We start from the raw sequence: 24,794 nt of genomic DNA, 5'->3' as shown, positions 1-24,794 counted from the left end.
CTGTCAGTCGTCACCGGTCATCGTGCTTTTGCCCCCGCATCGGCCCCCGCGGTCAGTGGACACCCGCCATCCCCCTTCGGCCGCCCGCCTCCCCATAAGGTGCCACCGAAACCCCGCCACCCCACGCCCAACCCCGCCCCACCGCCAGGAGCGCCCCGATGAGCACCCCGCCCTTCCTCGCCCTCCCCGCCTGCGCCACCGCCACGCACCTGCCCACCGCCCGGGGCAGCTTCGCCGTGCTGTGCGCCGAGCCGAGCGGCACCCCCCGGGGCAGCGCGATTCTGGTGCCGGGCTTCACCGGCAGCAAGGAGGATTTCATCGCCCTCCTGGAGCCGCTGGCCGCCGCCGGCTTCCGCACCTTCGCGGTGGACCAGCGCGGCCAGTACGAGACCGGCGGCCCCGCCGACCGGGCGGCGTACGCCCTCCCCGAACTCGGCCGCGACCTGCTCGCCCTGACCGCCGCGGTGGCCGCCCCCGACGGGGGCCCGCTCCACCTGCTCGGCCACTCCTTCGGCGGCTTCGTGGCGCGCGAGGCGGTGCTGGCGAGCGGCACCGCGCTCCCCTGGTCCTCGCTCACCCTGCTCGCCACCGGCCCCGGCCCGATCGAACCGTCCGAGGCGGCCCGCACCAAGCTGCTGATGGACGCGCTGACCGGCCTGGACCTGGAGCCGATCTGGCAGATCATGCAGCAGTTGGAGGAGGGCGGCGGTGACCAGGCGGCCAAGCCCGCGCCGGAGATCGCGGACTTCCTGCACCGCCGCTGGCTGGCCAACGTGCCGCAGGCGCTGCTGGCGATGGGCGAGCGCCTGCTGGGCGAGCCGGACCGCACCGCCGAGCTGGCCGCCGTGCCGCTGCCCAAGCTGTGGGTGTCCGGCGCCCGGGACTACGCCTGGCCGGTCGAGGAGCAGGCCCGCACCGCCGACCGGCTCGGCGCCGCCTACCGCCGCATCGAGGGCGCCGGCCACTCCCCGAACGCCGAGCGCCCGGCCGAGACGGCCGCCGCCCTGGTCGAGTTCTGGACATCCGCGATCCCGGCCTGACCGCCCGAGCGGCAACCCCTCCGACCCGCCCCGACCGATGGCTCCAGCCAGACTCCAGCCGTTGTCGGGCGGACCGATTTTCATTAGGTCCGGTAATATTTGATTCAGACCGGGAATGAACCGCCCACCACCGCGGTTCTTCCCATCGAGTCATGCACGTCACCCCACGCAGCACATCGTCCACACCTCGCACCAGCCGCACCGCGGCAGTCGAGTAACCGGGACTTCACAGGCGGGCAACCGCCAGGAAAGCTCCCGCCGCGACCCTGATGTACGAGGGCCCAGCAGTCTCACCCCCGGCGGCAACCCGGGGGCGTCCGACCAACGGCTGCGACAAGGGGAAGACGTGGCACTGACCGAGGCACCACCGTCGGTACCGATGAGCACCACCCCACCGCCCCGGCTCACCCCGGGGCCAAGAGAGGAGAGGCCCATGCGTTTCGAGATTCTCCGACTGGACGACCAGCAGGGCACCGCCGTCGATCGCGTGATCGTCGAGGCTGAGGCCGTCCGCAGCCTGGTGGAGGACGCAGCCCGCACCGGCGCGCGCCTCTACATCCGCCCCTTCCAGGCCGTCTGACGGTGCGTCGGACCAGCTCCGACCACCATCCAGCTGACGCCCCGCCACCCGCTCCCCGGTGACGGGGCGTCAGCCGTTCCCGCCCCGGACCGCCCGCCCCTCCCCCAGTCGCCCCCTGCGCACCACCACCTGCCCGACGTTTGCCGCCGAGCCGCGCGGGACATCCCCTAGCGGGGACCGCCACCTGGCCGGCAGCGCACCGAGCACGAGCGACGCACTCCGTACGGGTGACCGTCCTTGACGCGGCGGTCCGGAGGGAGGAGCGTTGGCAGTTATGAGGGGCGAGCCAAGTTGCCCGAGGTGCGCCGGTCGGGTGCGCGCCCCCGGTCTCTTCTCCGACACCTGGCAGTGCGACCAGCACGGTGCCGTCCACCCGATGCAGCCGGTGCTGCCGCCCAGTGTGGAGGCCCTGGGTGTGGCGGTCGGCCGCTCGGAGGTTCCGGTCTGGCTGCCGTGGCCGCTCCCGGTCGGCTGGCTCTACACCGGCATCGCGCACGCGGGTGACGACGTCTCGGGTGCCCGCGCCACTGCCGTGGCCTGCTCCGGTCCGGCCCCGCTCGGCGGCTTCGGCGAGCTGGTGCTGGTGGCCGAGGAGCTCGGGGTGGGCCTGGGCGCCCGGTACGCCGGCCTGCCGGGCCCGGATGCGGGCAGCGCGCTCGACCTGGACAAGCCCGCCGGTGTCAAGGTGATGGCCGCCGGGCGACCGACCTCGATGTGGCACGTCGAGGGCGCTCCGCCTGACCGCGCGGTGTACGTGGGCGAGGCCCGCGGCATCTGGCTGTGGGCGATCGCCTGGCCCGAGCAGTCCGCGCTGATGATGTACGACGAGCTGGTGCTGACCGACCTGCGGGACGCCGGCGCCGAGCTGGACCTGCTCCCCTGCGGCGCCCTCTCCCCCCGCCTGCTCGGCTGAGACCCCGCCCCACCCCGCCTGAACCAGCCCCGCCCCGCCGAGGGCCGGGGCGCTGCGCCGCGGACCGCCACCCGGGCTGACCCGCCGTCACCCGCAGGTGCCCGACTATCCTGGCCGCGCCACTCGGTCCACCGCGTCCAGCCAGGAGCCCCGCCCTTGCGCATCGACCTGCACGCCCACAGCAACGCCTCCGACGGCACCGACAGCCCGGCCGAGCTGGTCGCCGCCGCGGTCACCGCCGGCCTGGACGTGGTCGCACTGACCGACCACGACACAGTGGCCGGCCACGCGGAGGCCGCTGCGGCGGTCCGGGCGCTGCCGGCCGGTCACCGACTGACCCTGGTGCCGGGCGCGGAGCTGTCCTGCCGGGTCGAGGGCGTCAGCATGCACCTGCTGGCCTACCTCTTCGACCCCGCCGAGCCGGCTTTCGCCGCCGAGCGCGAGCTGGTGCGCAACGACCGGTTCCGGCGTGGCCAGGCCGTGGTGGAGCGGTGCCGGCAGCTCGGCGCGCCGATCAGCTGGGAGCAGGTGCAGCGGATCGCGGGCGACGGCTCGGTGGGCCGACCGCACATCGCCAGCGCCCTGGTCGAGGCGGGCGTGGTGGCCACCGTGGACGAGGCCTTCACCCGGGACTGGCTGGCCAACGGCGGCCGGGCCGACGTGCCCAAGCACGAGACCGACCCGGTCACCGCGGTCCGCCTGGTCCGGGCGGCCGGCGGGGTGCCGGTCTTCGCCCACCCAGGCGCGGTCAAGCGCGGTCGCACCGTCTCCGACCAGGTGATCGCCGATCTGGCGCTGGCGGGGCTGGGCGGCCTGGAGGTCGACCACACCGACCACGACGAGCCGACCCGGCTGCGGCTGCGCGGCCTGGCCGGCGAGCTCGGGCTGTTCTGCACCGGCTCGAGCGACTACCACGGCGCCCGCAAGGCGGTCCGGCTCGGCGCGTTCACCACCGCGCCGCACGCCTTCGAGGAGCTGCTCGCCCAGGCCACGGGGGTCGAGCCGGTCCGCTGAGGCCGCACGGCCACCGCGCGCGCAGCCGCCCGCACCACCGCCCGCAGTCCCCCGGCCCGCCCTGCCGCCCTGCCCCGCCCGAACCGTGACGCCCGGTCAGCCCAGCCGGACAGGCGGCACCGGCCCCGCGAACCCGACAATGCGGACATGGGCTTCTTCGACGGGACGACCTTCGGTTCGCTCTTCGTCACGCTCTTCGTGATCATGGACCCGCCGGGCACCATCCCGATCTTCCTGGCCCTCACCTCGGGCCGGAAGGCCCGGGTGCAGCGCCGGATGGCCTGGCAGGCGGCCCTGGTGGCGCTCGGAGTGATCACCTGCTTCGGGCTGTTCGGCCGGCAGATCCTGGACTACCTGCACGTCTCCATCCCGGCGTTGCAGGTCTCCGGCGGCATCCTGCTGCTGCTGATCGCGCTCGACCTGCTCACCGGCAAGATCGAGGAGCCGACCCAGACCAAGGACGTCAACGTGGCCCTGGTCCCGCTGGGCACTCCGCTGCTGGCGGGGCCCGGCGCCATCGTCGCGGTGATCCTGGCGGTGCAGAAGGCGCACGGCAGCGCGCAGGAGCTGGCGGTCTGGTGCGCGATCGTGGCCATGCACGTGGTGCTCTGGCTGACCATGCGGTTCTCGCTGGTGATCATCCGGATCATCAAGGAGGGCGGCGTGGTGCTGATTACCCGGCTCAGCGGCCTGCTGCTCTCCGCGATCGCGGTGCAGCTGGTGGCCAGCGGCGTCTACGGGTTCATCCACACCTACGAGTGACGCCCCTCAGTCCAGCGCCACCCCGCGCCGGTCCGGGTCGCGCAGGTCGGTCCCCCTGGCCAGCCAGCGCTCCTGCAGTTCACCGGCGCCGTGCACGCGCTTGTGCGCGGCCTCGTTCGGCGTCATCGGCAGCAGCGGCAGGAAGCGGACCGCCTCGGCCGGCTCGGGCAGCTCCAGGTCCGCCACCAGGCCGCCGCCCTCGCCGACCAGCACCGAGGTGAACGGCGCCCCCGGCCACAGCGCCTCGCCCAGGTCCAGCGAACTGCCCGGCGCCACCACCAGGCCCTCCACCTGCGGGGTCGCGGCGAAGGTGGCCAGCGCCCGGAGCACCTCGTCGCGCCCGGCCCGCAGGGTGAGCACCAGCTCGGCGCGCGGGCCGCGCACCCGGTCGGCCACCGCGGCGGTCGGGTCGGCCATCGGCGCGGCGGCCATGCCCAGCGTCGCGTAGCGGAGCAGCCCCTGGGCGTCGGGGCCGAACCGCAGCACCTCGATCCGCTCCGCGCCGAGGAACGTGACGGCCGCCCGCCCGCTCGGCTCGCCGAAGGTGGTCAGCAGCCTGGCCTCCACGGCGGCCAGCACCTCGGCGCGGCTCGGGCCGAGCGGGCCGTGCGGCTGGCTGGGGTCGCCGAAGAGCGGGAAGTCATGGGCCATACCCGGAGCGTACCGGGCCGCCCGGCGGCGCCCGGGGACTGCTCCCCGGCTCCTCGGCACCGCGTTCACCTGCTGTTAGGGTGACCGTTCGAGCGGAGGAACCCGGATGTCGATGATCAACAATCTGCGGGCCGCCGTGCGGCCGACCCGTCGTCAGGAAGCGGCCGCGGGCCAGGACCGGTCCAGTTCGGCCGTGGTCGACTGCGCGGTGTACCAGGCCGGTCACCGGATCGGCACCAGCTGCTCGCCCGAGGAGGCGGTGCGCCAGGTGCGGGACGCCCGGGGCGCGTTCTGCTGGATCGGCCTGCACGAGCCGACCGAGGCCGAGTTCGCCGGCATCGCCGAGCGCTTCGGCCTGCACCCGCTGGCGGTGGAGGACGCGGTGCACGCGCACCAGCGGCCCAAGGTCGAGCGCTACGACTCGGTGCTCTTCATGGTGCTCAAGACCGTCTGCTACCTGGAGCACCCCAGCCTCACCCCGACCAGCGAGGTGGTGGACACCGGCGAGCTGATGGTCTTCGCCGGACCGGACTTCGTGATCACCGTGCGGCACGGCGGGCACGGCTCGCTGGCCGGGCTGCGCCGCCGGCTGGAGGAGGAGGCCGCGGAGAGCGGGCTGCTGGGCAAGGGCCCGGCCGCGGTGCTACACGCGATCGCCGACCACGTGGTGGACGACTACCTGGCGGTCGCCGACCGCATGCAGACCGATGTGGACGAGATCGAGTTCGACGTCTTCTCGCCCAAGGGCGGCCCGGGCACCGACGCCGGGCGGGTCTACCAGCTCAAGCGCGAGGTGCTGGAGTTCAAGCGGGCCGTGGTCCCACTGCTGCGGCCGATGCAGCAGCTCAGCGAGCCGGCCGCGGCCCGGCTGATCGACCCCGAGGTGCAGACCTACTTCCGCGACGTGGCCGACCACCTGGCCCGGGTGATCGAGCAGGTGCAGGGCTTCGACGAGCTGCTCAACTCGCTGCTGCAGGCCAACCTGGCCCAGGTCTCGGTGGCGCAGAACGAGGACATGCGCAAGATCACCGCCTGGGCGGCGATCTTCGCGGTGCCCACGATGATCACCGGCATCTACGGCATGAACTTCGAGAACATGCCCGAGCTGCACTACCGCTACGGCTACTTCGTGGTGCTCGCCGGGATCACGGCGGTCTGCATCGGGATGTACCGCGGCTTCAAGCGCAACGGCTGGCTCTGAGCCTCCGGGCCCACGGGGCCCCGGGCCTCTGAGCCTCCAGGCGTCCGAGGCCCCTGAGCCCCAATCAGCCAGGCCCCCGCTCCGACCCTGCGTCAGCTCCGCCCGCCACGCACCACCAGGGCCAGTCCGAGCAGGATCACCCCGACCGCCGGGTAGGCGGCCACCGGCGGCAGCTGGCCCAGCCACAGCGCCGCGATCAGCGCCGCGCCCGGGGTCTCCAGCAGGATCGCGGTGGAGGTGACCGAGGGCCCCAGGGTGCGCACCACCCGGTTGCTCAGCGAGTGCCCGAGCAGCTGGGCGGTCAGCATCAGCAGCAGGATCTGTCCCCAGACCCCGGCCGACCAGCCGCCCATCCTGACCCCGCCGACCAGGCAGGCCGCCAGCAGCACCAGAGCCGTGGTGGTGTAGCAGACCAGCGTGTAGGCGGTGGTGCTGACGGTGCGTCGCACCTCGGCGCCGAGCAGCATGTAGCCGGCCGCCGCCAGGCCCGCACCCAGTGCCAGCGCGTCGCCGAGCAGCGCCCGCGAGGAGAGCGAGAGGTCGACACCGGTCAGCACCAGCACCCCGGTGAAGGCCGCGCACATGCCGATCCAGACCAGCCGGGGCGGCCGGGTGCCGGTCAGCCGCATGATCAGGATGGTCCACAGCGGAGTGGTGGTGACCAGCGCGGTGGCGGAGGCCACCGAGGTCATCCGCAGGCTGGGCATCCAGAGCGCGAAGTGCGCCGCGAGCAGCACGCCGGCCGCGACCGCCAGCAGCAGCGCCCGGCGGCCGATCCCGCGCAGCTCGTCGCGGTGGCGCAGCAGCGCGTACGGGCCCAGCACGCCGACCGACATGATGTTGCGCCAGCAGGCGATGGCCAGCACGGGGGCGGCGGTAGCGCTGATCAGGGGGGCGGACAGTGAGATGCCGGCGATCGAGACGGCGAGCAGCAGCAGGTCCGTGCGGGGCAGGCCGGCGGCGGGGCGGGCGGGCGCGGCGACGACGGCAGGGTCGGCGGCAGGATCTGCGGCCTGGGACCGGATGGCGGACACGGCGCTCCTCGGGGCGACGGCGGGGTGGGCCGTACCACGGTAAGGCCCGTTCGAGCGTGATGCCGCTGTCGCCCGGATGGCAAGACCGGCGGGCCCGGCCCGGCTCGGCCCGGGTGGTCGGCCCGTCCCGGCTCAGCTTGTCCGGCTCGGCGCGTCCTGCGCAGCTTGTCCGGCTCAGCCCTTGCGCAGCAGTCGGCGCAGCACCAGCTTCGGCAGGCCCGCCGGGATCGGCTCGCGCGTGGTGACCGGGGTCGGCAGCGGAGCGGCCGCGTGCGAGGCCTCCGGCATCGCGCCGGGCCGCTCGGTGGTCGCCCCGGTCGGCACCAGCCGCAGCACCCGGCACTCGGCGGCCCAGCGCTCGGTGATGGTGTCGGTGTCCGGCGCGTTCAGCCGCTTGGCCTTGAGCTCCTCGACCGCCTCGCGCCACGCCTCGCTGCCCGGCTCCAGCGCCGAGACCTGGGCGGTGAAGGCGACCAGCCGGCCCCACTTGTCCTTGCTGCGCACTGTCACCGCGGCCGTGTCGCCGGCCCGCAGACCGTGCAGCGGCTGCTCGGCGCCGTCCCCGACCAGCACCACCGCGCCGTCGTGCCAGGCGTGCCACAGCGGCCGGGCGCTCGCCGCCCCGGCGGCCCGGACCCAGAGCAGGCCGGACTTCTTCACCGCCTCCTCCAGCAGGGCGCGGTCCAGGAAGTCGTCAGCAGTCGCGGTGGTCCCGTCCATGCGGCACAGCGTACGGGGCGGCGGCTCGCGGGCGGGAGCCGCCCACCGCCGTACACTGCCCGTTTCATGACAGTTCGATAGCCTTTCCCAGGTGGGGTCCGCAGCCGAGCGGCTCGGACCCCGCACACACCGCCGACGGCAGGAGGTCCACGGGCATGGCAGGACCAGGCAGCCGGGTCTTCATCTCCCATCTCTCCGGGGTGGCGGTCTTCGACCCTAACGGCGACCAGGTCGGCCGGGTCCGCGACGTGCTGGTCGCGCTGCGGCTGGGCAACAGCCCGCCCCGGGTGCTCGGTCTGGTGGTCGAGGTGGTCGGCCGGCGCCGGATCTTCCTGCCGATGTCGCGGGTGACCAGCCTGGAGTCCGGCCAGGTGCTCTCCACCGGCGTGGTCAACATGCGCCGCTTCGAGCAGCGCCCGACCGAGACCCTGGTGCTGGCCGAGCTGCTGGACCGCCGGGTCACCGAGACCGCCACCGGCACCGAGGCGACCGTGCTGGACGTGGCCATGGTGCAGACCCGGCTGCGCGAGTGGCAGATCAGCAAGGTGTTCGTGCAGCGCGGCCGGCCCGGTCGGCTGCGCAAGAGCCGGGGCGAGACGGTCACCCTGGACTGGTCCGCGGTGACCGGCTTCTCGCTGGCCGAGGAGGGCCAGGGCGCGGCCAACCTGCTGGCCACCTTCGAGCAGCTGCGCCCGGCCGACCTGGCCAACGTGATGCACCACCTGTCGGCCAAGCGCCGGGTCGAGGTGGCCGCCGCGCTGGACGACGAGCGGCTGGCCGACGTGCTGGAGGAACTGCCCGAGGACCACCAGGTGGAGATCCTGGGCCAGCTGAAGGACGAGCGGGCCGCCGACGTGCTGGAGGCGATGGACCCGGACGACGCCGCCGACCTGCTCTCCGAGCTGCCCACCGAGGAGGCCGAGCGGCTGCTGCAGCTGATGGAGCCCCAGGAGGCCGCGCCGGTGCGCCGCCTGCTCAGCTACCAGGAGGACACCGCGGGCGGTCTGATGACCACCGAGCCGATCGTCCTGGAGCCGGGCGCCACGGTGGCCGAGGCGCTGGCCCGGATCCGGGTGGCCGACCAGAAGCCCGCCCTGGCCGCGCAGATCTACGTCTGCCGGCCGCCCAACGAGACCCCGACCGGCACCTACCTGGGCACCGTGCACTTCCAGCGGCTGCTGCGCGAACCGCCCTTCACCCTGGTCGGCTCACTGGTCGCCGACGACCTGGACCCACTGGCCCCGGACGCCCCGCTGCCGGTGGTCACCAGCTACCTGGCCGCCTACAACCTGGTGGCCGCCCCGGTGGTGGACGAGACCGACCACCTGCTGGGCGCGGTCACCGTCGACGACGTGCTGGACCACCTGCTGCCCGAGGACTGGCGCGAGTCCGGGATGCACCACGAGGAGGACGAGGCGAGTGAGCGAGCCTGACCGCAAGCGGATGGAGACCGCGCACGGGACGGCGGTGCGACCCCGGCTGGACCAGCCGCGCACCAGCCGACCTAGCCTGATCTCGCTGCCCAGCTACGACCCGGAGGCCTTCGGGCGGCTCTCCGAGCGGATCGCCCGGTTCCTGGGCACCGGCCGCTTCCTGGTCTGGATGACGGTGGTGATCATCCTCTGGGTGGCCTGGAACACCCTGATGCCGGCCGTCGTGCGGTTCGACTCCTACCCCTTCATCTTCCTGACCCTGGTGCTCTCGCTGCAGGCCTCCTACGCCGCGCCGCTGATCCTGCTGGCGCAGAACCGCCAGGACGACCGGGACCGGGTCAACATGGAGCAGGACCGCGACCGGGCCGAGCGCAGCATCGCCGACACCGAGTACCTGACCCGCGAGGTGGCCGCGCTGCGCCAGGGCCTGGGCGAGGTGGCCACCCGCGACTTCCTCCGCTCCGAGCTGCAGGGGCTGCTGCGTGAACTGGAGGAGCGCCGGGAGGCCACCGAACCGGTCTGACCGGTATGACCGGTCTGTGATCGGCAGCACGCTACCGGCCAGTCAACCGCCCGCCACCGGAGCCTTACCATCAAGGCATGGCCAATGAGACCGAGGTGGCGTCCGGCGTGACGGAGGAGTCCGTCCGCGAGGCCCTGTCCACCGTGCAGGATCCCGAGATCAACCGCCCGATCACCGAGCTGGGCATGGTGAAATCGGTCGAGCTCGGCGACGGCGGCGCGGTGCGGGTCGCGGTCTACCTGACCGTCTCCGGCTGCCCGATGCGCGAGACGATCACCGAGCGGGTCCGCACGGCGGTCGGCCGGGTGCCCGGGGTGAGCGGCGTCGAGGTCGAGCTCGACGTGATGAGCGAGGAGCAGCGCCGGGAGCTCTCCCAGCTGCTGCGCGGCGGCGCCCCCGAGCGGGAGATCCCGTTCGCCAAGCCCGGCACGCTGACCCGGGTGTACGCGGTCGCCTCCGGCAAGGGCGGCGTCGGCAAGTCCTCGGTCACCGTCAACCTGGCCGCGGCGATGGCCGCCGACGGGCTCAAGGTGGCCGTGGTCGACGCCGACATCTACGGCCACAGCGTGCCGCGGATGCTGGGCGTCGAGGGCCGGCCGACCCAGGTGCAGGACATGATCATGCCGCCGTCGGCGAACGGCGTGAAGGTGATCTCGATCGGCATGTTCACCCCGGGCAACGCCCCGGTGGTGTGGCGCGGCCCGATGCTGCACCGCGCGCTGCAGCAGTTCCTGGCCGACGTCTACTGGGGCGACCTGGACGTGCTGCTGCTGGACCTGCCGCCCGGCACCGGCGACATCGCCATCTCGGTGGCCCAGCTGGTGCCGAACGCCGAGATCCTGCTCGTCACCACCCCGCAGCAGGCCGCCGCCGAGGTGGCCGAGCGGGCCGGCACCATCGCGCTGCAGACCCACCAGAAGATCGTCGGCGTGATCGAGAACATGTCCGGCATGCCCTGCCCGCACTGCGGCGAGATGGTCGACGTGTTCGGCACCGGCGGCGGCCAGACCGTCGCCGACGCCCTCACCCGCGCCACCGGCGCCACCGTCCCGGTGCTCGGCCACATCCCGATCGACGTGCGCCTGCGCGAGGGCGGCGACGACGGCCGCCCGGTCGTCCTGGCCGCCCCCGACTCCCCCGCCGGTGCCGCCCTGCGCGCCGTCGCGGGCAAGCTCGGCGGCCGCCAGCGCGGCCTGTCCGGCCTGTCCCTGGGGCTCACCCCGAAGAACAAGTTCTGACTTGACGTCAGCGCCCGCCGAGCCCGGCCCCGCACGCAGCGGGGCCGGGCTCGGCGGTTTGTGCCGGGACCGGGTCAGCCGGGGTGGTAGTCGGTCAGGTCCTGGAGCGCGGTGAAGCCGAGGGCATAGGCGCTCAGGCCGCGGCCGTAGGCGCCGAGCAGGACGCCCGGGGCCTCGCCGGCCAGCACCCAGCCGTACTCGGACTCGCGGTAGCGGAAGGGCTGGGGCAGGCCGTTGACCGGGAGGGTGAGCGGGGACCAGCCGGGGCCGGCCAGGTCGTCGGCCAGGTCCCAGGCGAGCGCGGTCTGCTGGTCCAGCCAGTCCTGGCGGCGGGCCCGGTCCAGCTGGCCCGGCCAGGTGGCGGTGAGCAGGCCGGAACCGGCCAGCCAGGCCGCCGAGGAGGCCGAGGTGGCCTCCAGCAGGCCGGTGCCGTCCGCGCTGCGCCGGCCGGGGCGGCGGGCCACCGTGACCACCACCGCGAACCGGCGCCCGCCGTGCGCCTCCTGCTGCTTGGGCGGCTCCTCGCCGTGCCCGAGCGAGCCGTAGTCGATGCTGCGCTGCTGACCGGGGCGGTGCCCGCCGGCCCCGGCCTGCAGCAGCCAGCGGCGGCCGTTCCAACCCTCGTCCAGGCCGTACCACGGGAAGTCGGCGGCCAGGTAGGGCGCCAGCGGGTCGACGGGCTCGCCGGTCCGCCGGGCCGGGACCTCGGCGGCCCTGGCGGTGGCCGTTCCTCCCCCGACCGGCTCGGCGTCCTGCGCCTTGCGGCTACTCGTCGCGTCCATCCAGGACCTCCCTCACTCCTGTCGAGCACTCAGCACAATAGCGGCGCACAGCGCCGACACCCCGCCGGGCGGGCGCCCGAACGGGGTGTCGTGGTGCGAGGAGCGGTTTCGGACGGCTCTCAGGTGGCGTCCGGGTCGAACGGGGCCCGCTCGCCGGCGGTCAGTGGGACCACGGCGGGGCGGGCGGCGGCCGGCTCGGCGGGCGTGGCCGCAGCGGCCGGCTTGTCGTCCAGCACGGTGCGGATGTCCAGGTCCTCGCGCAGCGCCTTGAAGCCCAGCGGGTCCGGGTTCTCGCCGATCAGGTTCTTGCGCACGAAGGTCTTCGGGTTGAGGTCCTCGAACTCGAAGTCCTTGAACTCCGGACCCAGCTCGCTGCGGATGTCCGCCTTGGCGCTGTCCGCGAAGGAGCGCACCTTGCGGATGAAGCCGACAGCGTCCTGGATCAGCTTGGGCAGCTTGTCCGGTCCGAAGATCACAATGGCCATCACCGCCAGCGTGACCATCTCGAGCGGGCCTATGTCGAAGAACACCTGCGGCTCCCAGCTGCTGGAGGACGATCCCGGTTCGGCCCAGAGCGGCACCGGTGCCTACAGGGTAATGGGCCGCGGTGGCTGCGCGGCCCATCCGACGGTGAAGCCGTGGTAACGGCCCGCCGCAGCTCAGGGCAGCGGCGGACGGCCGTTGACCACGGGGTTGACCAACTGGTCCAGCACCGGGCCCGGGGTCAGCAGGTCGTACGGGTGGCCGCCGCCGCTGCGCAGCGGGAAGTTCACCACGAGCGGCGCGGTCAGCGGGTTGCCGGGCACCTGCGGGTTGACGGCGGTGCCGTGCTGCTGCTCGTCCGCCGGGCTGTCCCCGGCCACCGCGGCCAGGCCCAGGCTGCCGAAGCCGCCCAGGGTCACCGCCGCGACCGAGAAGGCCCCGGCCGCCGCCACCACCAGCCGCCGCCCGCGCGGCACGCCGGGCCGGTTCAGCGGCAGCACGGTGGCCGGCCGGCGCCGCTGGGCCGCGCCGTCCTCGCGCCGCCGGCTCCACAGCTGCGACTCGCCGCCGCGACCGGCCCGCGGGTCCACCCCGGGCACCGGGGCGTCGGCGCCGAGCGCGCCGCTGCCGAAGGTCGAGCCGGGCCCGCGGCCGAAGCTGCCGCCGGTCAGCCGGCTGCCGCCGAGCGAGGGCGGGGTGAGCAGCGAAGGGTGGCGCAGCTCGACCGGCTCCGCGGGCGGGGCACCGGGGCCGTCCTGCGGCCCGGGCTCGTCGTCCGGCAGCGCGGCCACCGCGAGCAGCCGGGCCATCAGCAGCCCGGACGGGCCCGGCGGCTCGGTGCTGGTCAGCAGCTGCTTGACCGAGCGGGCCTGCTCCACCTCGACCAGGCAGCTCGGACAGGTGGCCAGGTGGGCCTGGACCCGCTCGCGCGCGTCGTGGCCCAGCTCGCCGTCCAGATAGGCGGTCAGCCGCTCGCCCAGGTGGTGCTCCTCGACGCCGGGGGCCGGCTCGGGCCGGCGCACCGCGATCGGCCGCAGCTCGGGCAGGCCCAGGCCGCCGGTGCGCTCTTGCGGGACGGCTGCCGGGCGCCTGGCCCCGGACCGGCCTGCACCGCTCACGATCGCCTCCGCCCGCTCCCGCCCGGGTCGGCCGCGAGCGCGCCCACGGCCACCGGCTGCGGCTCCTCCGACCCGGCCCGGCGCGCCCGACCGGGCTCCGCGCCCGGCGCCCGGTGCTTGAGCGCGGCGCGCAGGTGCGAGCGGCCGCGGTGGATCCGGCTGCGCACGGTGCCGAGCTTGACGCCCAGGGTGGCGGCGATCTCCTCGTAGGACAGTCCCTCGATGTCGCACAGCACCACGGCGGCGCGGAACTCGGGGGCCAGCGTGTCCAGCGCCTGCTGCACGTCCGCGTCGAAGTGGGTGTCGCTGAACGCCTGGGCGGGGCTGGGCTCCTTGCTGGGCAGCCGCTCGGCGGCGTCCTCGGCCAGCGCGTCGAAGCGGATCCGCTGGCGGCGGCGGACCATGTCCAGGAAGAGGTTGGTGGTGATCCGGTGCAGCCAGCCCTCGAAGGTGCCGGGGGTGTAGGTGGAGAGCGAGCGGAAGACCCGGACGAAGACCTCCTGGGTGAGGTCCTCGGCGTCGTGCTGATTGCCCGTCAGACGGTAGGCCAGGCGGTAGACCCGGGCGCTGTGCGCCTCGACGATCTCCTCCCAGCTCGGCGGCGTCCAGCCCGGCGCGTCGACCCCGTCGGTGAAGGTCGCGACGGCGGCGAGGGCCGAGGGCTCGGCGGCGGTGCCGTGGGACGACTGGTCCAGGGGGGAGTGCGCAGACTGGTTCATCACGGGCTTCGGCGTACGGGCCGACGAGGTGCCGCGGAGTTGCCGCCGCACAGGGACGTCGCCCTCGGCCACACCTCCTCGGTTGGCTCTTCTGCCCAGCAGGGCCACCACCATATCCACCACACCCGTCAGTTCCGGATAAAAGTGTGCTCATCCATCGGCCGTACTACGGATTCAACGGCCCGCCGCCGGACGCGGTTCCCGCCCTGCCAGTAACCTGTCGCAGGAATTATCGACATCGGCAGCGCCCCTACTTCCCCCAGGACCAGCCATCGACTTCGGGCCCGCGGCTGCGACCCTCGCCGACACCTACGTCGGCGAGGACGCCGTGCTGACCTACGCCCGCTCGCAGGCGGCCCGCACCGGGGTGCGGGCGATCAGCCCGAGCGGCGGCGCCTGCCTGCGGCTGCTGGCCGCGGCGGTGGGGGCCAAGGCGGTGGCCGAGATCGGCACCGGCACCGGGGTCTCCGGCCTCTACCTGCTGCGCGGCATGCGCTCGGACGGGATCCTGACCACCGTCGACACCGAGCCGATCCGCCAGGAGTTCGCCCGCGAGGCCTACCTGGCGGCCGGCTTCGCGGCCAACCGGGCCCGGTTCATCCCGGGGCGGGCGCTGGAGGTGCTGCCGCGGCTCGCCGACGGGCAGTACGACCTGGTCTTCTGCGACGGCGAGGCGGCGGAGGCCAGCTCCTACCTCGCAGAATCGTTGCGCCTGCTGCGGCCGGGCGGGGTGGTCTGCTTCGAGGGGGTGTTCCAGCAGGGCCGGCTGACCGACCCGGGGCTGGACGACCCGCGCACCGCGGCGGTGCGCGAGCTGGTGCAGGAGGTGCGGGAGAGCCGGCAGCTGCTGCCCGCCCTGCTGCCGGTGAGCGACGGGCTGCTCTGCGCCGTGCGCCGCTGAGCACCGCTGGAGGAGCACCGCACCGCCGAGCCGCCGGTCGCGGGATCACCGGTCACGGGGTCACCGGTTCGCGGACGTTGGGCCGGATAGGCGAAAGGGCCCGGCGGCGACCGTCGAATCGGTCGCCTCCGGGCCCCGGGGCTGGTCGGGCTGGGAGTCAGCCGCAGGCCTGCTTCAGGGCCTCGCCCAGGGCACTTGCCTCATCCGGAGTGAGCTCCACCACCAGGCGACCGCCGCCTTCGAGCGGAACTCGCATGATGATGCCCCGCCCCTCCTTGGTGACCTCCAGCGGGCCGTCACCCGTACGCGGCTTCATGGCCGCCATGCTCGTTCCCCTTCCTGCAGCCGCTCAGCTGGTACCAGCGGTCCGTCCACCACTGGTATCGAACGCTCTGATCGGAAGCCATTATCCCGCATACGGCGCCCCGATGACCAACGTCACTCTCTCCGCACCGCTGGCCACACCGGCACAGAACGCCTGATTCCGGCTCAGGCGCCCCATCACCCGACCGGGCGAAAGGCCGTCAGTTGCCGCCCGGACCTGGGCCGGGCACGGTATCGGCCCCGATCCGGGCACCCGTGCGGGCCGATCGCGCACCGGGCGGCCCGGGTGCGCTACCTCACACTCCCGCGCCCGGCCGTACTCCGGCATGCTGACCGGGTCCTGGTGTTACCGACCGGTTGGGAGACCCTCCCCCATGTCCGACTCCGTGCTGTACGAGCGCGACGGCGCGCTCGCCGTCATCACCATCAACCGCCCCGACGCGATGAACGCGCTGGACGTGCCGACCAAGGTGGCCCTGCGCGACACCGTGACCGAGGCGGCGAACGATCCCGCGGTGCGCGCGGTGCTGCTGACCGGCGCCGGCAGCAAGGCGTTCTGCGTGGGCCAGGACCTCAAGGAGCACCTCGGGCTGCTCAAGCGCGCCGAGGAGACCGGCGAGCCGCCGCTGAAGACCGTGGCGGACCACTACAACCCGCTGGTGCGCGCGCTGGCCGGGATGCGCAAGCCCACCGTGGCCGCAGTCGGCGGGGTGGCGGCCGGGGCCGGCGCCGCGCTCGCCTTCGCCTGCGACTTCCGGCTGGTGGCCGAGACCGCGGGCTTCAACACCTCCTTCGCCGGGGTCGCGCTGAGCACCGACTCGGGCGCCGCCTGGACCCTGCCGCGCCTGGTCGGCCACGCCCGGGCGACCGAGCTGCTGATGTTCCCGCGCACCGTCAAGGCCGCCGAGGCGCTCGCCCTCGGGCTGGCCACCCGGGTGCTGCCGGCCGAGGAGCTCGCGGCCGCCGCCCGGGAGTTCGCGCTGGGCCTGGCGAACGGCCCGACCGTCGCGCTCGGCGCGATCAAGACCGCGCTGGCGTTCGGCGCCTCGCACTCGCTGGAGGAGACCCTGGCCAAGGAGGAGGAGCTGCAGACCCTGGCCGGCGCCAGCGAGGACCACCGGATCGCGGTGCGCGCCTTCGTGGCCAAGGAGCAGCCGCAGTACGTCGGCCGCTGACCGGTTGGACGGCTGGACGGCGAGGCGCCCCGGCGGCGTACTAGCTGGTGGACTGCCGCACGTGGCAGTCCACCAGGTGGTCGTCGACCAGCCCGCAGGCCTGCATCAGTGCGTAGGCGGTGGTCGGTCCGACGAAGCTGAAGCCGTGCTTCTTCAGCTCCTTCGCCAGCGCGGTGGACTCCGCAGTGACGGCGGGCACGTCGGCCAGGGTGGCCGGGGCCGGGCGGTCCGGGTCGGCGGCGAACCGCCAGACCAGCTCGTCCAGCCCGCCGTCCAGCCGCTGGGCGGCCTTGGCGTTGGCGATCGCGGCGGCGATCTTGGCCCGGTTGCGGATGATCCGCCCGTCCGCCAGCAGCCGGGCCGCGTCCTGTTCGTCGAAGGCGGCGACCCGCTCGATCGAGAAGCCCGCGAAGGCGTCCCGGAAGCCCTCGCGGCGGCGCAGGATGGTGATCCAGGACAGCCCGGACTGGAAGGCCTCCAGGCAGATCCGCTCGAACAGCGGGTCCTCGCCGTGCACCGGCCGGCCCCACTCGGTGTCGTGGTAGGGCAGGTAGTCCTCGGTGCTCACGCCCCAGGGGCAGCGCAGCAGGCCGTCCGGGCCCGCCACGGCGCCGCTCACGCCTGCTCCCCGCCCCGGTGGGCCGGGTGCTCCGCGCCCTGCTCGACCACCTGGGCGAAGTCCTCCAGCCCGGGCAGCGGCTCGGACCCGGCCTGGGCGCCGCCCGCCCGCACCCCCTCGCCCACCGCGACGGCGGCCTCCAGCTCGGCGATCCGGGTGTCCCGGTAGGCGAGTTCGGCGCCGAGCCGGTCCAGCACGTCGTCCACCTCGTCCATCCGGTAGCCGCGCAGCGCCATCGGCAGCCGGATCCCGTCCACGTCGTCCCGGCTGAGCGGGCGCTCCTGCGGCAGTCGGGCCGCGATCCGGTCGTGCACGGCCTCCGGCAGCGAGCCGCCGCCCCCCAGTGCCACCAGCGCGGCACCGCCGACCACCACGGCCATCGCCACCACGATCACCCAGAACACGAGCTGTCCTCCCGACGCGTGAGAATGCGGCCGTGTGAGGGATCATGGTGTCCCTGGGTAGGCCGGGGCCCCATCATCGCACCAGGGCCCCTTTGGATCGATACCCGTCGCCGGTGCAGCACGGCACCGGGGCTGACGCGAAGGAGCGAGGGTGGCACTGCGCCTGGGAACGCGTGAGTTCGGCGCGGACGAACTGGTCATCATGGCCATCGTCAACCGCACCCCCGACTCCTTCTTCGACCGGGGCGCGACCTTCGCCGACGAGGCCGCCTTCGCCGCCGCCGACCGGGCGGTGGCCGAGGGCGCGGCGATCCTGGACATCGGCGGGGTGAAGGCCGGGCCGGGCGAGGAGGTGACGGTCGAGGAGGAGCTGCGCCGCACCGTGCCGTTCGTCGCCGAGCTGCGCAAGCGCCACCCGGACGCGGTGATCAGCGTGGACACCTGGCGGCACGAGGTCGGCGCGGCGGTCTGCGAGGTCGGCGCCGACCTGCTCAACGACGCCTGGGGCGGGGTGGACCCGAAGCTCGCCGAGGTGGCCGCCCGGTACGGCGCGGGCCTGGTCTGCACCCACGCCGGCGGGGCCGAGCCGCGCACCCGCCCGCACCGGGTGGGCTACGCCGACGTGATGGCCGACATCCTCGAGGTGACGGTGGGTCTGGCCGAGCGGGCCGCCGCGCTCGGGGTGCGCCGGGACGCGCTGCTGATCGACCCGGGCCACGACTTCGGCAAGAACACCCGGCACTCGCTGGAAGCCACCCGGCGGCTGCCGGAGATGACCGCGACCGGGTTCCCGGTGCTGGTCTCGCTCTCCAACAAGGACTTCGTCGGGGAGACCCTGGACCAGCCGGTGGACCAGCGGCTGCTGGGCACGCTGGCCACCACCGCGGTCTCGGCCTGGCTGGGCGCCCAGGTCTACCGGGTGCACCAGGTGGCCCAGACCCGCCAGGTGCTGGACATGGTCGCCTCGATCCGCGGCACCCGTCCCCCGGCGGTCGCCCGCCGGGGGCTGGCCTGACGGGGCGCCGGGCTGACGGTCCGTCAGTCCCGATGGGCCGTCCGGCCCAGGTGCCGTCAGATCTCGGTGCCGGCCGGCCTGCGGCTCTCGGCGAGGATCCGCAGCACCTCGTCCACGTCGTCGGTCACCCGGAACAGCTCCAGGTCGGCCGGCGAGGCCTTGCCCTGCGCCACCAGGGTGTCCCGCAGCCAGTCCACCAGGCCGCTCCAGTAGGCGGTGCCGAACAGGATCACCGGGAACCGGGTGACCTTCTTCGTCTGCACCAGGGTGAGCGCCTCGAACAGCTCGTCCAGGGTGCCCAGCCCGCCGGGCAGCACCACGAAGCCCTGCGCGTACTTGACGAACATGGTCTTGCGGACGAAGAAGTAACGGAAGTTCAGGCCGAGGTCGACGAACTCGTTCAGCCCCTGCTCGAACGGCAGCTCGATGCCCAGGCCCACGCTGAGACCGCCGGCCTCCGAGGCGCCGCGGTTGGCCGCCTCCATCGCACCGGGCCCGCCACCGGTGATCACCGCGTAGCCGGCCTCCACCAGGGCCCGCCCGATGGCCACCCCCGACTTGTACTCGGGCGAGTCCGCCGGGGTCCGGGCCGAGCCGAAGACACTGACCGCCAGCGGCAGTTCGGCCAGAGCGCCGAAGCCCTCGACGAACTCCGAGGTGATCCGCAGCACCCGCCACGGGTCGGTGTGCAGCCAGTCGGTCGGCCCGGTGGTGTCCAGCAGCCGCTGGTCGGTGGTGCTCTTCTCGACCTGGTCGCGGCGCAGCAGCACCGGACCCTTCTGCTTCTCCGGCCAGTCGCGGCGGGCCCCGCCGCCCGTCTCGTCCACCAGCTCCGGCCCGTGGCCGAAGCGCCGTCCGTCTGCGCCGTCGTGCGCTGATGTCCCTGTCATGACGAAACTCTACGCCCGGCGCACCCGGATGACGGGGAACATCGAGATGACCGACCGGCGAAGCACTGCCGACCGCCGGGGTCGGGCGGCCACCGCGCTCAGTCGGTGAGCCAGGCCGCCAGCTTGCGCTCGACCTCACCGATCACCGGCAGGTCGCAGTACTCGTCCCGCTTGTGCGCCATGTTCGGGTCGCCCGGACCGAAGTTGACGGCGGGCACGCCCAGCGCGCTGAACCGGGCCACGTCGGTCCAGCCGAACTTGGCCCGGGCCGCGCCGCCGGTGGCGGCGAGGAAGTCCTTGGCCGCCGGGCGGTCCAGGCCGGGCAGCGCGCCCGGGGAGGAGTCGGTCACCTCGACCGGGAAGCCGGCGAACACCTCGCGCAGGTGGGCCTCGGCGTCGGCGGGGCTGCGGTCCGGTGCGTAGCGGAAGTTGACGACCACCACGCACTCGTCGGGGATCACGTTGCCGGCCACCCCGCCGCGGATGTCCACCGCGTTCAGGCCCTCGCGGTACTCCAGGCCGTCGATCTCCACCCGGCGCGGCCGGTAGGCGGCGAGGCGGCCGAGCACCTCGGCGGCGTGGTGGATCGCGTTGTCGCCCAGCCAGCTGCGGGCGGCGTGCGCCCGGGTGCCGGAGAGCGTGATCCGGATCCGCATGGTGCCCTGGCAGCCGCCCTCCACGAAGCCCTCGGTGCCCTCCAGCAGCACCGCGAAGTCGGCGGCCAGCCAGTCGGGGTGCTGCGTGACCAGGTGGCCCAGGCCGTTGCGCCCGGCGTCCACCTCCTCGCAGTCGTAGAAGACGAAGGTGAGGTCGCGGTTGGGCGCGGGCAGCGTGGCGGCCAGCCGCAGCTGCACCGCGACGCCGGACTTCATGTCAGAGGTGCCGCAGCCGTACAGCCGCTCGCCCTCGACCCGGGACGGCACGTTGTCGGCGATCGGCACGGTGTCCAGGTGGCCGGCCAGCACCACCCGCTCGGCGCGGCCCAGCTCGGTGCGGGCCACCACGTTGTTGCCCATCCGGTCCACCCGCAGGTGCGGCAGCGCGCGCAGGGCCCGCTCCACGGCGTCGGCGAGCGGCTGCTCGTTCCCGCTCTCGGACGGGAAGTCGACCAGCTGCGCGGTCAGCGCACCGCCGTCCAGGGCGAGGTCGAGGTCGGTCGGGACTCGGGGGGCGCGCTCGCTGCTCATGGCGGCCAGCTTAAATCCTGTGCCTCTGGCGGCGGTGCCGGACGTTCGTCGTTCGACGCAACCGACGGGCACCGCACTGTCGTCCCGAACAGCACGGGGTGAGTACGGTGTGCGGAGACAATCCGAGGTGAGAGGGGCCGTGGTGGCCAGCGAGCAGGAGACCTACCTCGACCGCGGCCGTCGGCGGCACCCCCTGCGGTGGGTGCTGCTGGCGCTGCTGCTGGTCGCGGCGGTGCTGGCCGCGCTGGTGCTGTGGCACCGCAACCACGCCGCGCCCAGTGCCGAGGGCTGCCAGGTCACCCCGGCCGGCGGCAAGCCGGTCACCATGGAGGTCGACCAAGGCGCCAACGCGGCCACCATCGCCGCGGTCACCCTCTCCCGCGGGCTGCCCGAGCGGGCGCTGGTGATCGCGCTGGCCACCGGGCTGCAGGAGTCCAAGCTGCACAACCTGGAGGGCGGCGACCGGGACTCGATCGGCCTGTTCCAGCAGCGCCCGTCCCAGGGCTGGGGCACCGCGCAGCAGATCGCCGACCCGGTGTACTCCACCAACAAGTTCCTCGACCAGCTGGTCGCGGTGCCCGGCTACGCCCGGATGCGGCTGACCGACGCGGCCCAGCGGGTGCAGAAGAGCGGCTATCCCGAGGCGTACGCCAAGCACGAGGGCAACGCCCAGTTGCTGGCCGACGCGCTGACCGGGCGCACCCCGGCCACCTTCACCTGCACCGTGCACTCCTTCGCGCTGCCCGAGCCGGTGGCCGACGTCTCCGGCTCCCCCGCCGGCTCGCCCGGCGCCTCGCCCTCGGCCGGCCAGCAGCCCAGCCCCCAGCTGGTCACCGAGCGGCTCAAGCGCGAGTTCGGCCGCGCGGTGACCACCCAGGCCGGCAGCCAGCCGGGCACCCTGGCGCTGGTCCCGGCCCCGGTCGCCCCGGACCCGAGCGCGGCCGAGCCCGCGAGCGCCGCCGATGCCTTGACGGCCGGCGACGCCAAGCGGCAGACCGGCTGGGCGGTGGCCGCGTGGGCGGTGGCGCACGCCCAGGACCTGGGGATCGGCTCGGTCCACTTCGACGGCAAGGCCTGGCGGCTGGACCGCTCGGACGCCGGCTGGACCACCCAGCCGGACCCGGCTGCCACCGACCGGGTGCAGCTGACCCTGGGCCTGCCCGCCGCCAAGCGCTGACGCCCCGTCACCCCGACCTGGCGCGTCAAGGCTGGTTGACGAACGCCCACCCGGCGGCCCCCCGCAGGAGTGAACGGCGGCGCCCCGGCTGGACGCGCCCGCCGGAGTGGAGCACTCCCGGGCCCCGATCCGCCAACTGGCCGACTTCTGCGGCGGCACAACGGCAGTGACGTTTCGCCAAGGCCACCCGTACCGGGCGAAATGTCCCGGATGCCAGAAAAAGGATCATGCGATCTTTAGGGAGTCTTTACCTTTCCCGGCCGAAACCTTCTCGCTCCTGGAGCGGTAATCACGGCATCCGCCCGGCGGATCTGCCGTGTCGTCACTTCTTAGGAGCACCATGTCCCTCCCCCTCTCCCGCCGGATCGCCCAGGCCGCACTGCTGGTCGCGGCCGGCGCGACGCCGCTGGTCGTCGCCGGGTCGGCGTCCGCCGACCAGCTGGTCCCCAAGGGCACCGACTTCGGCTCGGGGATCAGCAAGCTGGACGGCGTCACCTCGGCCTCGACCCTCAAGGGAGAGACCCACCAGGTGGGCCAGGCGCTGGGCACCACCGGCTCGGTGCTGAGCGGGACCGCCGTACCGGCCGCCGCGGACGTGACCGGCACCGCCGCCTCCCAGGCGCTGCCGCAGACCGACCGGGTGGTGCCGAACCTGTCCGACCCGGCCGGTGCCACCACCGCCGGCGGCGGCCCGCTGGCCGACACCGTGGCCAAGCTGTCCACCCTGACCCCGCTGGGCGGGATGCTGCCGGGCGCCACGCCGCGCGCGATGCCGCAGGGCGCGATGCCGCTGATGGAGCACGGCGCGCTGCCGGCCGGCCCCGCGATGCCGTCGGTGTCCGGCCTGGACAAGGTGCTCAACCCGCAGACCCTGGGCAACCCGCTGGGCGCCACCGGCCGACTGACCCAGCAGATCCCGGCCACCAACAGCCTGTCCGGCCAGCTGCCCAGCCAGGACCGGGTGCTCGGCGCGGTGCCGGCCGCGGACTCGCTGGACCAGGTGCCCGCCACCGCCCCGCTGGCCGACGCGCTGCCCGCCACCCACGGCCTGTCCGGCAACCTGGCCGGCCTGGACCAGCTGGGCCACGCGCTGCCCGCCGCCGACCTGGACCACCCGGCCGCGGCCGCCGACGCCGCGCACCTGGACGAGCTGCACGGCCAGGCGATGGGCGCCACCCACCGGCTCGGCGGGCTGCCGGACCTGAGCGGCGTGCTCGGCCAGCTGACCGGCGCGGCCGGCGGCCTCAACCACCTGCCCTCGGTGGGCTGACCCGGCCTCAGGCCTGCTCGCAGGCCCAGGCCCCGTCCTGCGGACGGGGAAACGGAAGGGGGGCGCGGCTCGGGCCGCGCCGCCCTTCCGCCGTCCGCGGACTCAGGCGGTCAACCGGGCCACCGCCGAGGCCACCCGCTCGTCGGTGGCGGTGAACGCCACCCGCACGTGCCGGGCACCGGCCGGGCCGTAGAAGTCGCCGGGCGCCACCAGGATGCCCCGCTCGGCCAGGTGGGCGACGGTGTCCCAGCACGGCTCGTCCCGGGTGGCCCACAGGTACAGGCTCGCCTCGGAGTGCTCGATCCGGAACCCGTCGGCCTCCAGCGCGCCGCGCAGCGCCCGGCGCCGGGCCGCGTACCTGGCCCGCTGCTCCTGCACGTGCGCGTCGTCGCCGAGCGCGGCGATGGTGGCCGCCTGCACCGGCGCCGGCACGATCATGCCGCCGTGCTTGCGGACCTCCAGCAGCTCGCGCACCACCACCGGGTCCCCCGCGACGAACGAGGCGCGGTAGCCGGCCAGGTTGGACCGCTTGGAGAGCGAGTGGACGGCCAGCAGGCCCTCGTGCGAGTCACCGCAGACCTGCGGGTGCAGCACCGAGGCGGGCTCGGCCTCCCAGCCCAGCTCCAGGTAGCACTCGTCGCTGACCAGCAGCACCCGGTGCTGCCGGGCCCAGGCCACCGCGCGACGCAGCTGATCGACCGTCAGCACCCGCCCGGTCGGGTTGGACGGCGAGTTCAGCCACAGCAGCCGAACCCTGCCCGTGCCGTCCAGCTCCTCGACGTCCTCGTACTCGACCGGCTCGGCGCCGCAGAGCCGGGCGCCGACCTCGTAGGTCGGGTAGGCGAGCCTGGGGTAGGCCACCTGGTCGCCCGGGCCGAGCCCGAGCTGGCCGGGCAGCCAGGCCACCAGCTCCTTGGACCCGATGGTCGGCAGCACCTGCTCCGGCTCGACCTCGGCGCCCACCCGGCGGCGCAGCCAGCCGGCGACGGCCGCCCGCAGCTCCAGCGGGCCCCAGACGGTCGGGTAGCCGGGCGCGTCGGCGGCGCCCGCCAGCGCTTTCTGGATCAGCTCGGGGACCGGGTCGACCGGGGTGCCGACGGAGAAGTCGCACAGGCCCTCGGGGTGCGTCAGCGCGGTGGCCTTGTACGGCTCGAGCTTGTCCCACGGGAAGACCGGCAGCAGGTCGGATACGCGGCGCGCCGCTCCCGGGTGGCCCGGGAACGGCGCGCGCGGCCCGCTGTGGGTGTGTCCAGCGTCGCCCACGGTGTCAGTGCTCGCCCTGGTTCTGCGGCTCCAGCGCGGCGATGAAGGCGTGGTCGCGCTCGATCAGGCCCAGCTTGGAGGCCCCGCCCGGCGAACCGAGGTCGTCGAAGAACTCGACGTTGGCCTTGTAGTAGTCCTTCCACTCCTCCGGGGTGTCGTCCTCGTAGAAGATCGCCTCGACCGGGCAGACCGGCTCGCAGGCGCCGCAGTCGACGCACTCGTCCGGGTGGATGTACAGGGAGCGCTGGCCCTCGTAGATGCAGTCGACCGGGCACTCTTCGATGCAGGCCTTGTCCTTGACGTCGACACAAGGCTGCGCGATGACGTAGGTCACGCTGTCGTTCCTCCTCGGTTGGGC

At 74.1% G+C, this 24,794-nt stretch carries 28 protein-coding genes; 14 read left to right on the top strand and 14 right to left on the bottom strand.

Annotation, left to right across the window (positions count from 1 at the left end; all coding sequences use genetic code 11):
- The first annotated feature begins 158 nt into the window (after positions 1–158).
- From C7C46_RS26310 to C7C46_RS26295, 5 genes are all read left to right on the top strand, one after another.
- The gene (locus C7C46_RS26310; protein WP_110672399.1) at positions 159–1,040 is read left to right on the top strand and encodes an alpha/beta fold hydrolase; all 882 of its coding nucleotides are present in this window, start codon (positions 159–161) and stop codon (positions 1,038–1,040) included.
- A gap of 433 nt (positions 1,041–1,473) precedes the next feature.
- Positions 1,474–1,620 carry a hypothetical protein gene (locus tag C7C46_RS35290; protein WP_181442527.1) on the top strand — a complete coding sequence of 49 codons (147 nt, stop codon included), beginning with the start codon at positions 1,474–1,476 and terminating at the stop codon, positions 1,618–1,620.
- Positions 1,621–1,894: 274 nt separating this feature from the next.
- Complete coding sequence (locus tag C7C46_RS26305; RefSeq protein ID WP_110672398.1) at positions 1,895–2,533, top strand: DUF6758 family protein; 639 nt, start codon at positions 1,895–1,897, stop codon at positions 2,531–2,533.
- Between the two features lie 156 nt (positions 2,534–2,689).
- Entirely contained in the window at positions 2,690–3,547 is an 858-nt protein-coding gene (locus tag C7C46_RS26300) for a PHP domain-containing protein (RefSeq protein WP_110672397.1), read from the top strand.
- Between the two features lie 147 nt (positions 3,548–3,694).
- On the top strand, positions 3,695–4,309 hold the full coding sequence (locus C7C46_RS26295; protein ID WP_110672396.1) for a MarC family protein: 615 nt from the start codon (positions 3,695–3,697) through the stop codon (positions 4,307–4,309).
- A 6-nt stretch (positions 4,310–4,315) separates the two neighbouring features.
- Here C7C46_RS26295 and C7C46_RS26290 read toward each other — a convergent pair whose 3' ends face one another.
- Positions 4,316–4,960 carry a suppressor of fused domain protein gene (locus C7C46_RS26290; protein WP_110672395.1) on the bottom strand — a complete coding sequence of 215 codons (645 nt, stop codon included), beginning with the start codon at positions 4,958–4,960 and terminating at the stop codon, positions 4,316–4,318.
- Positions 4,961–5,066: 106 nt separating this feature from the next.
- Here C7C46_RS26290 and C7C46_RS26285 point away from each other — a divergent pair, with 106 nt between their 5' ends.
- On the top strand, positions 5,067–6,161 hold the full coding sequence (locus tag C7C46_RS26285; protein ID WP_110672394.1) for a magnesium and cobalt transport protein CorA: 1,095 nt from the start codon (positions 5,067–5,069) through the stop codon (positions 6,159–6,161).
- A gap of 92 nt (positions 6,162–6,253) precedes the next feature.
- On the opposite strand, the gene C7C46_RS26280 is transcribed toward C7C46_RS26285, so the two are convergent.
- Both C7C46_RS26280 and C7C46_RS26275 read right to left on the bottom strand, forming a co-directional pair.
- The gene (locus tag C7C46_RS26280) at positions 6,254–7,195 is read right to left on the bottom strand and encodes a DMT family transporter (protein ID WP_110672393.1); all 942 of its coding nucleotides are present in this window, start codon (positions 7,193–7,195) and stop codon (positions 6,254–6,256) included.
- Between the two features lie 174 nt (positions 7,196–7,369).
- Entirely contained in the window at positions 7,370–7,915 is a 546-nt protein-coding gene (locus tag C7C46_RS26275) for a pyridoxamine 5'-phosphate oxidase family protein (protein WP_110672392.1), read from the bottom strand.
- Positions 7,916–8,070: 155 nt separating this feature from the next.
- Between C7C46_RS26275 and C7C46_RS26270 the strand changes: the two genes are divergently transcribed.
- The 3 genes from C7C46_RS26270 to C7C46_RS26260 all read left to right on the top strand — a co-directional run bounded on the left by C7C46_RS26270 (position 8,071) and on the right by C7C46_RS26260 (position 11,109).
- Entirely contained in the window at positions 8,071–9,348 is a 1,278-nt protein-coding gene (locus C7C46_RS26270) for a magnesium transporter MgtE N-terminal domain-containing protein (protein ID WP_110672391.1), read from the top strand.
- 10 nt (positions 9,349–9,358) lie between these two features.
- Complete coding sequence (locus C7C46_RS26265) at positions 9,359–9,871, top strand: DUF1003 domain-containing protein (RefSeq protein WP_110672416.1); 513 nt, start codon at positions 9,359–9,361, stop codon at positions 9,869–9,871.
- 77 nt (positions 9,872–9,948) lie between these two features.
- On the top strand, positions 9,949–11,109 hold the full coding sequence (locus tag C7C46_RS26260) for an Mrp/NBP35 family ATP-binding protein (RefSeq protein ID WP_110672390.1): 1,161 nt from the start codon (positions 9,949–9,951) through the stop codon (positions 11,107–11,109).
- A gap of 74 nt (positions 11,110–11,183) precedes the next feature.
- On the opposite strand, the gene C7C46_RS26255 is transcribed toward C7C46_RS26260, so the two are convergent.
- The 4 genes from C7C46_RS26255 to sigE form a co-directional block, all read right to left on the bottom strand.
- On the bottom strand, positions 11,184–11,891 hold the full coding sequence (locus tag C7C46_RS26255) for a hypothetical protein (protein ID WP_181442526.1): 708 nt from the start codon (positions 11,889–11,891) through the stop codon (positions 11,184–11,186).
- A 119-nt stretch (positions 11,892–12,010) separates the two neighbouring features.
- Positions 12,011–12,421, bottom strand: a complete 411-nt coding sequence (locus tag C7C46_RS26250) for a sec-independent translocase (protein ID WP_110672389.1) — start codon at positions 12,419–12,421, stop codon at positions 12,011–12,013.
- Positions 12,422–12,550: 129 nt separating this feature from the next.
- Positions 12,551–13,492 carry an anti-sigma factor family protein gene (locus tag C7C46_RS26245; protein WP_245984940.1) on the bottom strand — a complete coding sequence of 314 codons (942 nt, stop codon included), beginning with the start codon at positions 13,490–13,492 and terminating at the stop codon, positions 12,551–12,553.
- Positions 13,489–14,211: an RNA polymerase sigma factor SigE gene (sigE, locus tag C7C46_RS26240; protein ID WP_110672414.1), complete on the bottom strand. Its 723-nt coding sequence runs from the start codon at positions 14,209–14,211 to the stop codon at positions 13,489–13,491. Before sigE ends, C7C46_RS26245 begins: the two co-directional genes overlap by 4 nt.
- A gap of 271 nt (positions 14,212–14,482) precedes the next feature.
- Here sigE and C7C46_RS26235 point away from each other — a divergent pair, with 271 nt between their 5' ends.
- Complete coding sequence (locus tag C7C46_RS26235) at positions 14,483–15,112, top strand: O-methyltransferase (protein ID WP_110672388.1); 630 nt, start codon at positions 14,483–14,485, stop codon at positions 15,110–15,112.
- A gap of 157 nt (positions 15,113–15,269) precedes the next feature.
- On the opposite strand, the gene C7C46_RS26230 is transcribed toward C7C46_RS26235, so the two are convergent.
- Positions 15,270–15,437, bottom strand: a complete 168-nt coding sequence (locus tag C7C46_RS26230; protein ID WP_083976644.1) for a DUF3117 domain-containing protein — start codon at positions 15,435–15,437, stop codon at positions 15,270–15,272.
- Between the two features lie 373 nt (positions 15,438–15,810).
- On the opposite strand from C7C46_RS26230, the gene C7C46_RS26225 reads away from it, so the two are divergent.
- Complete coding sequence (locus C7C46_RS26225) at positions 15,811–16,611, top strand: enoyl-CoA hydratase-related protein (protein WP_110672387.1); 801 nt, start codon at positions 15,811–15,813, stop codon at positions 16,609–16,611.
- A 40-nt stretch (positions 16,612–16,651) separates the two neighbouring features.
- Here C7C46_RS26225 and C7C46_RS35285 read toward each other — a convergent pair whose 3' ends face one another.
- Positions 16,652–17,230 carry a DNA-3-methyladenine glycosylase I gene (locus C7C46_RS35285; protein ID WP_181442524.1) on the bottom strand — a complete coding sequence of 193 codons (579 nt, stop codon included), beginning with the start codon at positions 17,228–17,230 and terminating at the stop codon, positions 16,652–16,654.
- Positions 17,227–17,634 (bottom strand): DivIVA domain-containing protein, encoded by a 408-nt coding sequence (locus tag C7C46_RS35280; RefSeq protein WP_245984938.1) that lies wholly within the window; start codon positions 17,632–17,634, stop codon positions 17,227–17,229. The genes C7C46_RS35285 and C7C46_RS35280 overlap by 4 nt, the downstream gene beginning before the upstream one ends.
- Positions 17,635–17,836: 202 nt before the next feature.
- Here C7C46_RS35280 and folP point away from each other — a divergent pair, with 202 nt between their 5' ends.
- Positions 17,837–18,649, top strand: a complete 813-nt coding sequence (gene folP, locus C7C46_RS26215) for a dihydropteroate synthase (protein ID WP_181442531.1) — start codon at positions 17,837–17,839, stop codon at positions 18,647–18,649.
- 56 nt (positions 18,650–18,705) lie between these two features.
- Here the strand turns inward: folP and C7C46_RS26210 are convergent, their stop codons facing one another.
- Both C7C46_RS26210 and dapE read right to left on the bottom strand, forming a co-directional pair.
- The gene (locus C7C46_RS26210) at positions 18,706–19,539 is read right to left on the bottom strand and encodes an LOG family protein (RefSeq protein WP_110672385.1); all 834 of its coding nucleotides are present in this window, start codon (positions 19,537–19,539) and stop codon (positions 18,706–18,708) included.
- A gap of 98 nt (positions 19,540–19,637) precedes the next feature.
- On the bottom strand, positions 19,638–20,726 hold the full coding sequence (dapE, locus tag C7C46_RS26205) for a succinyl-diaminopimelate desuccinylase (RefSeq protein WP_110672384.1): 1,089 nt from the start codon (positions 20,724–20,726) through the stop codon (positions 19,638–19,640).
- A gap of 142 nt (positions 20,727–20,868) precedes the next feature.
- Between dapE and C7C46_RS37420 the strand changes: the two genes are divergently transcribed.
- Both C7C46_RS37420 and C7C46_RS26195 read left to right on the top strand, forming a co-directional pair.
- Positions 20,869–21,903, top strand: coding sequence for a VldE C-terminal domain-containing protein (locus C7C46_RS37420; protein WP_146259210.1), 1,035 nt, complete (start codon positions 20,869–20,871; stop codon positions 21,901–21,903).
- 340 nt (positions 21,904–22,243) lie between these two features.
- Complete coding sequence (locus tag C7C46_RS26195; protein ID WP_110672382.1) at positions 22,244–23,173, top strand: hypothetical protein; 930 nt, start codon at positions 22,244–22,246, stop codon at positions 23,171–23,173.
- A gap of 102 nt (positions 23,174–23,275) precedes the next feature.
- Here C7C46_RS26195 and dapC read toward each other — a convergent pair whose 3' ends face one another.
- On the bottom strand, positions 23,276–24,355 hold the full coding sequence (gene dapC, locus C7C46_RS26190) for a succinyldiaminopimelate transaminase (protein WP_181442530.1): 1,080 nt from the start codon (positions 24,353–24,355) through the stop codon (positions 23,276–23,278).
- 85 nt (positions 24,356–24,440) lie between these two features.
- Positions 24,441–24,770: a ferredoxin gene (fdxA, locus tag C7C46_RS26185; protein ID WP_110672380.1), complete on the bottom strand. Its 330-nt coding sequence runs from the start codon at positions 24,768–24,770 to the stop codon at positions 24,441–24,443.
- Between the last annotated feature and the right edge of the window lie 24 nt (positions 24,771–24,794).

Origin of the sequence: Streptomyces tateyamensis (genome assembly GCF_003205575.1) — a bacterium.
GTDB classification, from domain to species: domain Bacteria; phylum Actinomycetota; class Actinomycetes; order Streptomycetales; family Streptomycetaceae; genus Kitasatospora; species Kitasatospora tateyamensis.
The sequence above is the reverse complement of the archived record's forward strand: the minus strand, read 5'-3'. Positions and strand labels throughout refer to the sequence as shown.

Excerpts from the sequence above, each read along its gene's own strand:
- sigE (WP_110672414.1), bottom strand. The coding sequence starts at position 14,211 with ATGAACCAGTCTGCGCACTCCCCCCTGGACCAGTCGTCCCACGGCACC.
- C7C46_RS26195 (WP_110672382.1), top strand. The coding sequence starts at position 22,244 with ATGTCCCTCCCCCTCTCCCGCCGGATCGCCCAGGCCGCACTGCTGGTC.
- C7C46_RS26275 (WP_110672392.1), bottom strand. The coding sequence starts at position 7,915 with ATGGACGGGACCACCGCGACTGCTGACGACTTCCTGGACCGCGCCCTG.
- C7C46_RS26285 (WP_110672394.1), top strand. The coding sequence starts at position 5,067 with ATGTCGATGATCAACAATCTGCGGGCCGCCGTGCGGCCGACCCGTCGT.
- C7C46_RS26230 (WP_083976644.1), bottom strand. The coding sequence starts at position 15,437 with ATGGCGGCCATGAAGCCGCGTACGGGTGACGGCCCGCTGGAGGTCACC.
- dapE (WP_110672384.1), bottom strand. The coding sequence starts at position 20,726 with ATGAGCAGCGAGCGCGCCCCCCGAGTCCCGACCGACCTCGACCTCGCC.
- C7C46_RS26255 (WP_181442526.1), bottom strand. The coding sequence starts at position 11,891 with ATGGACGCGACGAGTAGCCGCAAGGCGCAGGACGCCGAGCCGGTCGGG.
- C7C46_RS26310 (WP_110672399.1), top strand. The coding sequence starts at position 159 with ATGAGCACCCCGCCCTTCCTCGCCCTCCCCGCCTGCGCCACCGCCACG.
- C7C46_RS26290 (WP_110672395.1), bottom strand. The coding sequence starts at position 4,960 with ATGGCCCATGACTTCCCGCTCTTCGGCGACCCCAGCCAGCCGCACGGC.
- C7C46_RS26295 (WP_110672396.1), top strand. The coding sequence starts at position 3,695 with ATGGGCTTCTTCGACGGGACGACCTTCGGTTCGCTCTTCGTCACGCTC.
- C7C46_RS35290 (WP_181442527.1), top strand. The coding sequence starts at position 1,474 with ATGCGTTTCGAGATTCTCCGACTGGACGACCAGCAGGGCACCGCCGTC.
- folP (WP_181442531.1), top strand. The coding sequence starts at position 17,837 with ATGGCCATCGTCAACCGCACCCCCGACTCCTTCTTCGACCGGGGCGCG.
- C7C46_RS26270 (WP_110672391.1), top strand. The coding sequence starts at position 8,071 with ATGGCAGGACCAGGCAGCCGGGTCTTCATCTCCCATCTCTCCGGGGTG.
- C7C46_RS26225 (WP_110672387.1), top strand. The coding sequence starts at position 15,811 with ATGTCCGACTCCGTGCTGTACGAGCGCGACGGCGCGCTCGCCGTCATC.
- C7C46_RS26210 (WP_110672385.1), bottom strand. The coding sequence starts at position 19,539 with ATGACAGGGACATCAGCGCACGACGGCGCAGACGGACGGCGCTTCGGC.
- C7C46_RS26265 (WP_110672416.1), top strand. The coding sequence starts at position 9,359 with ATGGAGACCGCGCACGGGACGGCGGTGCGACCCCGGCTGGACCAGCCG.
- C7C46_RS26260 (WP_110672390.1), top strand. The coding sequence starts at position 9,949 with ATGGCCAATGAGACCGAGGTGGCGTCCGGCGTGACGGAGGAGTCCGTC.
- C7C46_RS26305 (WP_110672398.1), top strand. The coding sequence starts at position 1,895 with ATGAGGGGCGAGCCAAGTTGCCCGAGGTGCGCCGGTCGGGTGCGCGCC.